The 12524-nt window shown below is 57.3% G+C and carries 14 protein-coding genes; 6 read left to right on the top strand and 8 right to left on the bottom strand.

Going from position 1 to position 12524, the window contains the following annotated elements:
• Positions 1-5: 5 nt before the first annotated feature.
• Together EO087_RS09665 and EO087_RS09660 are read right to left on the bottom strand one after the other, a co-directional pair.
• Positions 6-692 (bottom strand): fumarylacetoacetate hydrolase family protein, encoded by a 687-nt coding sequence (locus EO087_RS09665; RefSeq protein ID WP_128898683.1) that lies wholly within the window; start codon positions 690-692, stop codon positions 6-8.
• Between the two features lie 126 nt (positions 693-818).
• Positions 819-1253: an ABC transporter permease gene (locus EO087_RS09660; protein WP_128898682.1), complete on the bottom strand. Its 435-nt coding sequence runs from the start codon at positions 1251-1253 to the stop codon at positions 819-821.
• Positions 1254-1262: 9 nt separating this feature from the next.
• Between EO087_RS09660 and EO087_RS09655 the strand changes: the two genes are divergently transcribed.
• Positions 1263-1559, top strand: coding sequence for a hypothetical protein (locus EO087_RS09655; protein WP_128898681.1), 297 nt, complete (start codon positions 1263-1265; stop codon positions 1557-1559).
• Here the strand turns inward: EO087_RS09655 and EO087_RS09650 are convergent.
• Genes EO087_RS09650 through EO087_RS09635 form a run of 4 tightly spaced genes read right to left on the bottom strand, consistent with a single transcriptional unit; the run spans position 1556 to position 4884 of the window.
• Positions 1556-2707 (bottom strand): FtsX-like permease family protein, encoded by a 1152-nt coding sequence (locus EO087_RS09650; RefSeq protein ID WP_164931808.1) that lies wholly within the window; start codon positions 2705-2707, stop codon positions 1556-1558. The two genes, EO087_RS09655 and EO087_RS09650, sit on opposite strands and share 4 nt — an antisense overlap.
• Before the next feature lie 52 nt (positions 2708-2759).
• Positions 2760-3758: a hypothetical protein gene (locus EO087_RS09645; protein WP_128898679.1), complete on the bottom strand. Its 999-nt coding sequence runs from the start codon at positions 3756-3758 to the stop codon at positions 2760-2762.
• Positions 3755-4138, bottom strand: coding sequence for a PadR family transcriptional regulator (locus EO087_RS09640; protein ID WP_128898678.1), 384 nt, complete (start codon positions 4136-4138; stop codon positions 3755-3757). The genes EO087_RS09645 and EO087_RS09640 overlap by 4 nt, the downstream gene beginning before the upstream one ends.
• Before the next feature lie 53 nt (positions 4139-4191).
• Positions 4192-4884: a 2OG-Fe(II) oxygenase gene (locus EO087_RS09635; protein WP_128898677.1), complete on the bottom strand. Its 693-nt coding sequence runs from the start codon at positions 4882-4884 to the stop codon at positions 4192-4194.
• Between the two features lie 871 nt (positions 4885-5755).
• Here EO087_RS09635 and EO087_RS09630 point away from each other — a divergent pair.
• From EO087_RS09630 to EO087_RS09615, 4 genes are all read left to right on the top strand, one after another.
• The gene (locus tag EO087_RS09630) at positions 5756-6997 is read left to right on the top strand and encodes an efflux RND transporter periplasmic adaptor subunit (protein ID WP_128898676.1); all 1242 of its coding nucleotides are present in this window, start codon (positions 5756-5758) and stop codon (positions 6995-6997) included.
• 63 nt (positions 6998-7060) lie between these two features.
• Complete coding sequence (locus tag EO087_RS09625) at positions 7061-7747, top strand: ABC transporter ATP-binding protein (protein WP_128898675.1); 687 nt, start codon at positions 7061-7063, stop codon at positions 7745-7747.
• An 84-nt stretch (positions 7748-7831) separates the two neighbouring features.
• Positions 7832-9001, top strand: a complete 1170-nt coding sequence (locus EO087_RS09620; RefSeq protein ID WP_128898674.1) for an ABC transporter permease — start codon at positions 7832-7834, stop codon at positions 8999-9001.
• A gap of 14 nt (positions 9002-9015) precedes the next feature.
• Positions 9016-10332, top strand: a complete 1317-nt coding sequence (locus tag EO087_RS09615; RefSeq protein WP_205744341.1) for an ABC transporter permease — start codon at positions 9016-9018, stop codon at positions 10330-10332.
• A gap of 33 nt (positions 10333-10365) precedes the next feature.
• Here EO087_RS09615 and EO087_RS09610 read toward each other — a convergent pair whose 3' ends face one another.
• On the bottom strand, positions 10366-10647 hold the full coding sequence (locus tag EO087_RS09610) for a hypothetical protein (protein WP_128898673.1): 282 nt from the start codon (positions 10645-10647) through the stop codon (positions 10366-10368).
• 121 nt (positions 10648-10768) lie between these two features.
• Between EO087_RS09610 and EO087_RS09605 the strand changes: the two genes are divergently transcribed.
• The gene (locus EO087_RS09605; protein WP_240669192.1) at positions 10769-11068 is read left to right on the top strand and encodes a Rieske 2Fe-2S domain-containing protein; all 300 of its coding nucleotides are present in this window, start codon (positions 10769-10771) and stop codon (positions 11066-11068) included.
• Between the two features lie 35 nt (positions 11069-11103).
• Here the strand turns inward: EO087_RS09605 and EO087_RS09600 are convergent, their stop codons facing one another.
• A complete protein-coding gene (locus EO087_RS09600; protein WP_128898671.1) occupies positions 11104-12387 on the bottom strand; it encodes a nucleotide sugar dehydrogenase in 1284 nt (427 codons plus the stop codon).
• Positions 12388-12524: the final 137 nt, after the last annotated feature.

The raw sequence follows: 12524 nt of genomic DNA, 5'->3' as shown, positions 1-12524 counted from the left end.
GGCCCTCAGGCGACTTTGCCATCCAGCGTGGCAATGTCCTGTAGTTCCGCATGAAAGCGGTCGCCGCGTTCAAGCGCCGCCACCCCGGCCGGTGTGCCTGTGAAGATCACATCACCAGGCTTGAGCTCGAACAGCGTGGACAATGTCTTGATGATGTCGACCACGCTATGCACCATCTCGCCCAGATGTCCGCACTGGCGCAACGTGCCATTCACTTGCAAGCTGATTTCGGTCTCCGCACCGGGGGAGACCTCGCTGGCCATGCGAAGCGCGGATACCGGCGCGGAATGGTCGAAGCCCTTGGCGACATCCCAGGGATGGCCTTTGGCCTTGGCGATGGCCTGCAGATCGCGGCGAGTCAGATCCAGTCCCACCCCGTAACCGAAGATTGCTTCGGCGGCCTGGTGAGCATCCAGATCACGGCCGCCTGTCTTCAGCGCCACCACCATTTCCACTTCGTGGTGCAGGTTAACAGTGGCTTGGGGGTAGGGCAGGTCGGCACCATCAGTAACCACCGCGTCGGCCGGCTTGCAGAAGAACATGGGTGCCGAAGCATCCACACTCGCGCCCATTTCGCGTGCATGCTCGGCGTAATTGCGGCCGATGCAGAACACACGGCGGACAGGAAAGCGTTCTTCGCGTCCGATGACAGGAATACTGGGGAGGGTTGGGGGATCGATGACGTAGCGCATATAGGAAAGTTAGCAGCGAATGGTGGCAAGGAAGCGAATAGTGACCCACGGAAATCGTTGTCAGCTCAATCGCGAACATGCTCAAGCTCTCGCATACTCACGCCTCTTCGTAACTGATGCCAAATATCAGGTCTTGCGCAACGCATCCGCGATACAAATTCTAGATATGAGGATCGCCGGCCACGCACCAGCGATTAGCGCGCATAAGAGCACCGCGCCGATCGCAGCAAGGGCCGCTTCGGGGCGTACGGATAAGCTGATCGCCATGGCGCTAAAGCCGTTGGAGGTAAGCACAGACTGACCATGCAGAAAACTGACTGAGGTCAATGCCCCAATTGCTCCTCCCAGAAAGCCAAGTATCAGCGCCTCGGTCAGTAACTGCGCGGCAACAGTGATGGGGTCGAATCCAATGGCTCGAAGCGTTGCCAACTCCCTCAGTCGGCTCTGGATGGCCGACAACATGGTATTGACCGCAGCGAGCATCGCTGCGATTCCCATTACCAGGACGATCGCCAATCCTGGAATCAGTGCCAACTTCCTGAAACGATCCGCCTGCTGCACGAGATAATCATGTTCTCGAAATACATTTGCTGGACCAATGCGGCCGTGTTTCGAGCGAAGCGACTTCCAACTTCGGAAAACGAACTTCTGGCTAGGATGATGGCGACATCATCCGATCCAGCCGACCGCCAGAAGCCAGACAGGCCGCTGGCAAGTGCAAGGACGGACACCAACACGCCTCCCGTCACAGCAAATCCAACGACCGCGACGATCGACGACGATGTCCTTGACGGAAGCGAGTGGATCGACATGACGAGCAACGACAAGAATCGACTCAACACGGCTTTCACAGTGTCTCCCCCTTAATCGCGAGAACTTGGGCGAAGCGGAAGGCGGCTGGCCTTGTACGCGGGTAGCCCGGACGAAAGCACGGCAAATCCGATCGCCATGGCGGCATAAAAAGCAATGCCAGGGAGGGGGAAATGAAATCCTGGAAGGAAATTTTCCACATGCGGACGAAGCGCGGTTACCAAGCCCATCGCCATTGCCAGTCCGCAAAATGCGCCGGCGAAGGTGAGTGTCATCGCTTCCACAATGACTAGCGCTAATACGCTACCTGGCTGAAACCCAAGGGCCTTCATCGTGGCTAGCTCGACCCGACGCATTTGCACCCGTTCATGCCATACGTTATGCGAAAGCAGCAACATGGACATGAATACGAGTCCTGCCACCATCACGGTGATCTTGCTGAAATCAACGAGTTGAGTGAGCTGATTTTCCATTTCTTGATTTTCTGGATGCGTAATGAGTCTCGGTGACGATGTGGCGAAGAGTTGATCAATCTCGGATGCAATACGCGTAGCTTGATCAGGTGCGTCAATGGAAGTGACGAATCCGATCACGACATCCTTGTTACCTATTCTCGCGTCATTGAAATAAGCGTAGTGAACGAATGTGAGATCGCCAGGCACTTTTGGATCGTCACTGTGATAGACCGCATTGATGTGAAAAGACCAGCTCGCCGAACCGGCTGTGTCCAGCACGTTGGTTTGAAGTGTCACCGTCTGGCCCAATTGCCAGCCATAACGCTTGAGTATGTCCGGACCGACCAACAGCGACTGCTTATCGTTAAAGAATGCCCTGCGTTGGTCATCCGGCACTTTCAGCTCGGGAAAAGTCCCAAATAGATCAGGCGCGGAGACCGCCTGCAATAACAGATGCCTCGGATCGTCTTGGTAGGCGGCCGGCTCCGCATTGACATAGAGCACCGAAGCGACACCTGGTACGGAAGCAATCTTTTGTGCATAGCTCACGGGGATAGGCGCGGTCATGGCACTGCTGCCCTGGCTTCGCACGCGATGAGATGATGCCTCGCTGCGACTCGCTGTAAAAGTTTGTTGCACGCTAATCAGCACCCCAAACAGTAAGAACGCAATCGATATGCATACAAAGGTTACTACTATTTGTGATTGCTTATAACGAAGTCCCGACACCACCAGCCCCATATAGCCCATCGTTCGTTCCTTGGTTCCTTTTGTTCGCGCTAGAAAATGCAGACACCTTGGCTTACAGCACGCTGGATAAAACATGGAGCCTAAATCTCTGAAAAAATCCCCAGGCCCTTGCCAGCCAACCCAGCCAAAAGATGATCATCAGCGACTGAAACAAAGGCGGCGCGACCACAGTATTCATTGCAATGCGCAAATCATTCGGATAGCTAGCGACTTGCGCTGGATGTGGTATGGCGAAAATATGACCATTGATAAGCAGGAAAAGGCCGACCAAGAGGCCGGCACATTGCAAGAACATATCCGTCATCAATTCGAAGCGCGAAGACTTCTTCCACGCCAAAAACGCATCCACCAGTATGATGGTGACACACCAAGCGCTAATAACCAGCCTTGGCACGCCAAGAAACTGCAAGGACAGGATCGGATACGTTGACACCCGAAAATGCGGCTCGCTGATCAGCATAACCAGACCTACCTGATCTGGCACTACGTTAAGACAGAACAAAAGTACGATGGCCAGCACGCGGCGATGAAGCCGGTAGCGTGGCGGCAGGTTGGTGACATCCAGAACGGCGGTTTTGACTTGCGTAAACTCCTGAGTCCGGATCATTGACATGGATTCGGCCACATGGCGAAGGGGCTCGAGTTGATCTATCGCCACGAATATGAGAGTGATGATGGTGAAGACCACTACCGAGCTGATCGCAAGTTCACCAAGCATTTCCCATCGAAAGCCATCCATCAGCGAAAGCGAAGAAATAGTTATTAGCGTGGTGATCAGGGATGCCCAGAGCGTCCATTTATATACGGGATAGACACGCCCACCAATCAGTTCGTGACGTTTTTCGACAAAAGATCCGGCAAGCGCACGAGCCGGGGGCTTTCGCGTCAATATCCTTTTCATCATCTGCTCGCGATCGCCTTCTTGATCCGTTTTCGCTTCAGCCTCCAACTCTTCATAGAGATTGCTCATGACTTCACGAACAACCTCGTCGCGCATCCTCGCGGGCAGAAAATAGGACAGCGTTTTGGCGTATTTGTCGAAAGGACTCATTCCAGCTCCGGTTGTGTCTTAGAACGCGCACTCGCAAACTCATCGAAGGCCGATTTTTCCAACTCTTCGATGATTTGAACAAGCAGTGCGCGCTGTTTTTGCATAGCGTTGAGCATGACAACACCTTGCTCCGAAAGAGAGTAATACTTACGCATGCGGTCCCCCTTCGTATCCCAACGGCTCTTCAATGCCCCTTGCGCTTCTAATCGACGCAACATGGGATAGAGCGTGCCCTCCTTCAACGACATACCTAGCTGCGATAGAGCCTGCTTCACGCCGTAACCATGATTTTCAGAGCGGAGCTGAATCAGGACGGCCAGTGTTATCATCCCGCGCCTGAGTTCGATGGACAGATGCTCGGTCTCCAACTCAGCTTCCATTCCCCCTCCTTTGCAATCACCTGGATTTGGCTTTAAACGATGCTTTTCTCGTATCAGCCGGCGTCAAGCGGTCTTTCGCGCAGCCATTTCGTCGCTATCCATTTCTCCCCCTTGAGAACTGGCATGCCTGCATGCAAAGTCGCCTGCTCTCTCTCTTTGTAAGCAAAATACACAGCGGATCCCTTTATCGGAGTGACTGCAAGGCCAATATTTGGAAAGTTAGTTCCACCGCCCATTTCCGGGGTGTTGAGATACATCACGAGGCTGGCCACGCGTTGCCCACCATGCGACGTCACGGCCTCGTAGCTGGCGCTGTCGGGATCAAACCAATCGTGATGTGGCTGATATTGCTGGCCGGGCAGGTAACGTAGTATCTGGAGTTTTTCACCGTGGCTCACTGGGATGCGAAGCAGTGCGGCGATGCGTTCCTCCAAGCGTTTGATGAGTGGCGTCTCGCCAATATCAAGAAATACGCCATCGCTAGTACGGGCACGATGAATGTTATCGCGGCCGCTCCCGGCAATGACCAGTGATCGCTGCAAGCGTGGGGTGGCTAGGGCGATCAAACCGTCGCATTCCTGCCCCGAGAGCAATCCATCCAGCAAGCGAACAATGGGTGACGCCAATCTCAGCGAAATGTTGACGGTACAGTCATCAGCAAGAACCCGCGGTGGCTCAGGATGACGCACTCGCGGTAAGACATTTCGCTGTATCCCCTTTCCTTGGCGTGTTGTCGTTATTGCCATCAGTTATATCCCCTTATTGCCTAAAACCGTCGCACCCATGTGTTCTATGTAGCTTCGTCACGTCTCCTATCAATGGAAGGGAAAAGAGAATCCATGCCTCGTAAACAGTCATACCTTCACTGACAGAGAAGTCAGCGCCATGTGCATGATCGAGAGTGATGTCGTAATCAGACGATCCAGGGATGCCAAATGCCTTCACTGACGGATGCTCCTTAAAACGTAGCAGGGTTCAAGGCGAGCTTAGGGTTCAAGGCGAACCTCATGGGGTGAGGCCGCCTTGAAATAAACTGGTTCGCAATGTGCCGAGTGATCAATGCAACTTGGATGACAGCAACTCGAGGGAAAGATGCTCTTTATGTGTCAGATTTCTCTATGGCGACGTAGGTGTTCCATTATGCGGAGAGCGGATTAGTGGTTGGAGCGGTGACAGAGAGTTGCTTCTCACGCACGGTGGGGTTGACAGAAGTCCGTGGGGTCGAATGTTTGAGGTTTGATCTTGCCGCTTTTACTCGCTCGGGAAACGTTGCGGTTTATGAGTCAGACACGGTGGCCTGGCTGATGACGTTCCGTTTTTCTGTGATACGGTTCGGTGGAGTCTGCCATCGGCATACCTTTTTTGAATATGTTCCCCGGTAAGAAGCTAGTCATGACAGGTATTCAACACGCGCTGCTCGCGGCGGAGACAGTGACGCGCAAGCATCGGCGTGCCCTCCATGAGAATTTCACGGCGGACCCACTCATTGTCTATTCGGCGGCTGCCTGTACGTCATGGGACATGACAGGTGTCATTGACATAGATTGATGAGCGCCAGTGGAGGGGACATAACCGGGGCTACTATCGTGTAAACATCGGGGACAACAGGACCATAGCGTGGCCAATACCGATCTACTGAAGGAATTGAAGATTGAGCGCCATCAGCGCGATGAACATTCGGCGGGCGGAGTAGGGTCTTGGCGATGGATCGTTGGCGGCATCGTGGCCGTGTTGCTGGTGCTCGGTGCCGGCGGCGGCTGGTGGTTCAGCCATCGCACTATACCCGTGCATGTCGCGCAGGCCATCGCGGCAGGCAGCGATCCATCCGTCGGTGCCGTATTGCAGGCGACGGGTTACGTTACGGCGCGTCGGCAGGCCACCGTATCCGCGCAGATCACTGGCACCTTGACCGCGGTGTTGATTGAAGAAGGCGATCGCGTCAAGAAAGATCAGGTGCTGGCACGTCTGGACGACAGCGCGTACAAGGCCGCGCTGGATACCGCCGCGGCACAGGCCAAGGCTGCGCATGCACTGGTTGACCAGTACCAGAGCCAGCTCACGCAGAATCTGCGCGATGCGGCACGCGATGAGGCGCTTGCCAAACAGGGCCTGGTTTCCAAGCAGGCGGCGGAACAGGCGCGTACGCTTGCCGACAGCACGCGCGCACAACGGGTTTCGCAACAGCGGCAAGCGGTGGCGGCCGATGCCAATACCGTGCAGGCCCAGGTGAATTTCGACTACTGCACCATGCGTGCACCATTCGATGGCGTGATTACCACCAAGGATGCACAGGTCGGTGAAATCATTTCGCCGTTCTCAGCCGGTGGCGGTTTCACGCGCACGGGTATCGGCACCATCGTGGACATGGATTCGCTGGAAGTGGATGCCGATGTCAATGAAGCCTATATCGGCCGTGTCGTCCCGAAGATGCCGGCAGAAGCGGTGCTCGATGCGTATCCGGACTGGAAGATTCCCGCGCACGTGATTGCCATCGTGCCGGCAGCCGATCGCGGCAAGGCGACCGTGAAGGTGCGCGTGGCGCTGGAGCAGAAGGATGCACGCATCGTGCCGGACATGGGTGTGCGCGTATCTTTCCTGGAGAACGCGCCGACTGTTTCTGCTGCACAGGCGCCCAAAGGCGTGCTGGTGCCGGCGAAGGCGATCGTCCAGCGTGACGGTAGCGACAGCGTCTTCATCGTTGCGAATGGCAAGGCACATCGTCAGGCCGTGCAGCCGTCTTCGCAGCATTACGGCGATATGCGTCTGGTTCCCGCTGCGGTCAATCCAGGCGATGACGTGGTGGTGTCGCCATCAGATGCCCTGCATGACGGTTCGGATGTAAACGTGCAAGTCCATTAATCACGAATGACAGCCGGCTTCTGATGCGTCGGCACTGCGAGATCCACTTAGGAGGTTGTAGCTATGGTTACGTTGATCGAAATTCGCGATCTTTCCAAAGTGTATGAGCGCGGCAAACAGAGAGTTGAGGTGCTGCATCACATCAATCTCAACATCGCGGAGGGTGATTTCCTTGCCCTGATGGGACCCTCGGGCTCAGGCAAGACTACCTTGTTGAATCTGGTGGGTGGCCTGGATACGCCAACCGGCGGCAGCATTACCGTAGCTGGCCAGCGCATCGACCAACTCGGCGCCGGTGCACTGGCGCGCTGGCGTGCGTCGAACGTGGGTTTCGTGTTCCAGTTCTACAATCTGATGCCGATGTTGAGCGCGCAGAAGAATGTTGAGCTGCCGCTGCTGCTGACCAAGCTTTCTTCAGCACAACGGCGCAAGAATGCCGCCATCGCGTTGCAACTGGTGGGCCTGGACGAGCGTGCCTCGCACAAGCCGGCTGAACTGTCGGGCGGCCAGCAGCAGCGCGTGGCGATTGCTCGGGCCATTGTGTCGGATCCCCATTTGCTGGTCTGTGACGAGCCGACGGGCGACTTGGACCGTCAATCGGCGGAAGAAGTGCTTGGCCTGCTGCGTCAGCTCAATCGTGAACATGGCAAGACCATCGTGATGGTCACGCACGATCCGAAGGCAGCCGAATATGCGGACCAGACCTTGCACCTCGACAAGGGCACCCTGGTCGAACAAGTGGTGGCGTAGTTTGCCGCCAGCCTTGACCCCTCATCCGCCCTTCGGGTGCCGTCTCCATGACGGGTAGAAGGGAAGTCGCAGAGGAGTTTTTCCATGAAATATTTTCATCTCATCTGGGCAGCATTATTCCGGCGCAAGACCCGCACGGTGCTTACCCTGGTCTCGATCGCAGCGGCCTTCTTGCTGTTTGGCATGCTCGACGCGGTGCGTACTTCGTTCGATCAGGCTGGCAAGAGTGCCAACGGTGCGCAGCGCCTGCAGACCGGTTCCAAGCTGTCCTTCATCGATACCTTGCCACAGGGTCTGGGTGACAAGATCGCCGGGGTGCATGGTGTGAAGTCGGTCGCCTATGCGAACTGGTTTGGCGGTGCGTATCAGGATCCGCACAATCAGGTATTCACCTTTGCCGTGAGCGACAACTACATCGATCAGTATCCGGAAGTGCAGGTCGGTGACGACGCGCGAAAGGCCTATCTGAACACGCGGACGGGCATTCTGGTGGGCGAAAAGCTGATGGAAAAATACCACTGGAAAGTAGGTGACAAGATTCCGTTGCAGTCGAATATTTTTCCGCAGCAGGACGGCAGCAAGAACTGGACCTTCGACATTGTCGGTGTGATGCATCCCGCCGACCAGAGCGTGGCTTTCTATGGCCAGATGATCCTGATGCACTGGAAATATTTCGATGATGCCGTGATGAAAGGCTACAACGATGGTCATGTGGGCTGGTACGTGACGCGCGTCAACGACGTCAACCAGGCCGATCAAATTGCCAAGGCCATTGATGCGATATCGATCAATTCAGATCATGAAACCCGCACGCAGACCGAAGCGGCGGCAACAGCGTCGTGGATGAAGCAACTGGCCGATATCGGCCTGATCGTCGGTTCGATCATGGGCGCGGTGTTCTTCACGCTGCTGCTGTTGACGGGCAACACCATGATGCAGGCGGTGCGCGAGCGCACGTCGGAATTGGCGGTGTTGAAAACCTTGGGCTTTTCCGATCGTGATGTGCTGGCCATGGTGTTGGCGGAGTCGGTGTTGTTGGTGCTGCTCGGAGGAGTAGTCGGCATCGCACTGGCGGCAATGCTCATTCCCGTTGTCAGCGCGGGTAGTGGCGGCATGCTGAACCTGCCTACGGTAGGCGCGGATAGCTGGCTGCTGGGTATCGCATTGATGCTGGCCATTGGTGCGGTGGTCGGTGCCATCCCCGCATGGCGGGCGATGCGCCTGAATATTGTCGATGCACTGGCCGGTCGGTGACGGGAGTCGTGATCATGAGATTTCTATTCAATCTGTTCGTGTTAGTGGTCTTGGTGGTGGCGCTGCTGGTATGGGCGCAGTTGCCCTGGTATGCCGTGCTGGCCCTGGTGGTGCTGTTCGCTGCATGGATGGGATTGAGCCGGCGTGGTCGGCAGGCGGCCTCGGTGACAGGCGTAGGTATCAGCACGCTCAGGCAGCGGCTGGGGTCTTCATCGGTGGTGGTGATTGGCATTGCCGGCGTGGTAGGTGTGCTGGTGGCGTTGCTAGCCATGGGCGAGGGCTATAGCGAAACGTTGCGCAAGACCGGCAGTGACGATACGGCCATCGTATTGCGTGGCGGCTCGGCCAGTGAAGTCAGTTCGGTGTTGACGCATGACAGCATCCTGGTCATCGAACAGGCACCAGGCATAGCGCGCGACAAACAGGGCAAGCCGATGACTTCGGGCGAGATCGTGGTGGCGGCCAATCTGCCGGTGAGAGGCGGTGGGCCAGACGATGAGGGCAGTGTGCAAGTGCGTGGTGTCGACGATCAGGCGTGGGCGATACGTCCCAATGCAAAGATCATTGCAGGTCGTGCCTTCCAGTCTGGCATGCGCGAGCTGGTGGTCGGACAGGGGGCGCAGCGGCAGTTCGTGGGTCTGCAGCCTGGGCACGAAGTGAAGCTCGGCGCGCAAACCTGGAATGTGGTGGGCGTGTTTGCATCCGGCGATGCCTACGATTCGGAAATCTGGGGCGATGCCGGGGTCGTGGCGGAAACCTATCGCCGTGGCAGCAGTCGCACTTCCGTGTTCGCCAAGCTCACCGACGCCAAAGCGATGGATACGTTCAAGGCGACGCTGGCCAGCGATCCGCGCGTGCAAGTGGATGTGGACACCACGCTCAACTACTTCAGCAAGCAATCCGAAGGCATGAGCAAGGTGATGCGCGTGATGGGCATTACCGTGGGTTTGATCATGGCGATCGGCGCCATCTTTGGTGCACTCAATACCATGTTCGCCGCTGTGGCTGCCCGCGCGCGGGAAATTGCCACGCTGCGTGCCATGGGTTTCCGTGGCGTGCCAGTGGTCGTCGCGGTGATGCTGGAAACCATGTTGCTGGCCCTGCTTGGTGGTCTTATCGGCGGCTTGCTGGCCTGGCTGATTTTCAACGGCTGGACGGCTTCCACCTTGGCGACCGGTACCACCGGGCAACTGGCGTTTACTTTCAAGGTGACGCCGGGACTGTTGTGGGAAGGTTTGAAGTGGGCGCTGGCGATCGGCTTTGTCGGCGGCTTATTCCCGGCACTCAGGGCAGCACGTTTGCCGGTTACCACGGCATTGCGCGAGCTGTGAGTTACTCGCATGGAGCTAGGGATGCTCTGATCTTTACCGGCTTCCATGATGGGTGGCAGGACGCGAATGGTGGATCACCACGTACTCGCCTTCCAGCACTTCCGGCTCTCGTGCCTGGCGGGCAGACGAGCGCGTCAGGCCGCCGCGCTTCCACTGACGCCACCCCAGCCACAACGCACCGCCGACCATCAGCACGCCCGCCACGGCCAGCCCAAACACCATCAGGACACCGATGACGAGCAGGCCCAGGACCAGACTCAATGCCTGGGCTAGCGGATTACGGCGACGATGCATCAGCGGTAAAACAATGCGCATGTTAAAAATCCGTGTGGTAAAATCAATGACTTACGTGTGTGACAATGAGGCCTTCTGGCCTCCAAGGCAAGTGCCGATGGATACAGCAACCTCCCTGCGCCGTCTTTGCCGGCTTGATGATATGCACGACGGCGAAGCAATAGCGGTGGATGTGCTGATGCCAGAAGGCGAGGAAAGCGTGATCCTGCTGCGCCAGGGCGAGCGCGTGAACGCCTGGCTCAACATCTGTCCGCATGCCGGTCGTCGCTTGGACTGGGCGCCGGGCAAATTCCTGGTTTCCAAGGGCGTATTGGTGTGTGCGGCACACGGCGCCAGCTTCCGTGTCGACAACGGCGAGTGCATCGGCGGCCCATGCAAGGGTGAAAGCCTGCACGACGTACCGGTGCGAGTGGAGCAGGGAGAGATAATGCTCGACCGTTAAGGTAGCGCTGCCTTAAGGATCACCTCGCTCCGGCGTTACAGCCGTGCGTCGACCTGATCCTTGGGCAGCATGCCTTTGATGTCGTAAACCACCCCGTTGGGCATGGTCAGCGCACGCATGTCGTAATCGCCGCCCGGTTTGAATTGCTGGTGAGCGACAGCGAGCACCACCGCGGCATAGCTGCCATTTGACTCGATCTCCGGCAGCAGGCTCAGCCCGTAATGGTCGTGAGCCTCGTTCGCATCGGCCCACGGATCGTACACATCGACCGATGCGCCGTAGCTTTCCAGCTCGCGCACCAGCTCGACCACACGCGTGTTGCGCAGGTCAGGGCAGTTTTCCTTGAAGGTAAGCCCGAGCACCAGCACGCGGCTGCCGCGGATCGCGTGGCCCTGGCCGACCATCAGCTTGATCACTTCGCTGGCGACGTGCTGGCCCATCGCATCGTTGATGCGGCGGCAGGCCAATAGGATGTCCGGGTAGTAGCCGGTGGATTGCGCTTTCTGGATCAGGTAGTACGGATCGACGCCGATGCAATGCCCGCCAACCAATCCAGGCTGAAAGGGCAGGAAGTTCCATTTGGTGCCCGCGGCGGCTAGCACATCCTGCGTGTCGATGCCAAGGCGGTGAAAGATGAGCGCGAATTCGTTGATCAAAGCGATATTGGCATCGCGCTGGGTGTTCTCGATGACCTTGGCCGCTTCGGCCACTTTCAGGCTCGGCGCCTTGTGTGTGCCGGCGGTGATGATGCGCGCGTACAGCGCGTCAACAAAATCCGCCGCTTGCGCAGTGGAACCGGAAGTGATCTTGGGGATCGTGGTGAGCCTACGCAGCGTGTCACCGGGATTGATGCGCTCCGGGCTATAACCCACGGTGAAATCGAGATTGAAGCGCAAGCCGGAAGCACGTTCGAGTTCTGGCACGCAGATTTCTTCGGTAGCGCCTGGATACACAGTCGATTCGTAGATCACGATATCGCCATGCTTCAACACCGCGCCGACCATCTGGCTGGCGCGGATCAGCGGAGTGAAGTCCGGTCGCTTGTGCTCGTCCACCGGCGTCGGCACGGTGATAATGAAGACGTTGCGGTCGCGCAGGGATTCCAGGTCGGTAGCGAAGCGTAGTTGTTTCGCTGCGGCAAGTTCCTCGACGGTGGTTTCCTGATTGCCGTCCGTCCCGAGCTTCAGCGCATCGATGCGTGCGGCATCGATGTCGTAACCGACAGTGTCGAACAAACGGCCGAACTCCACGGCGAGCGGCAAGCCGACGTAGCCAAGTCCGATGACGGCAAGGCGAGGGTCGCGATGATGGGTTGTCACGGGAGCTCCCAGATAACTGATTGAATATGACCGTCATGCCCGCGCAAGCGGAGACATTTTCACAACAGCGAGGCTAGTCAATCCCTGTTAACCCGACCGCACGATATTCCCGCTGGCGCGGGCTATGACTGCGCGGA

Source organism: Dyella sp. M7H15-1 (assembly GCF_004114615.1).
Taxonomy (GTDB): domain Bacteria; phylum Pseudomonadota; class Gammaproteobacteria; order Xanthomonadales; family Rhodanobacteraceae; genus Dyella_B.
This window is presented reverse-complemented; position numbering and strand designations above follow the sequence as displayed.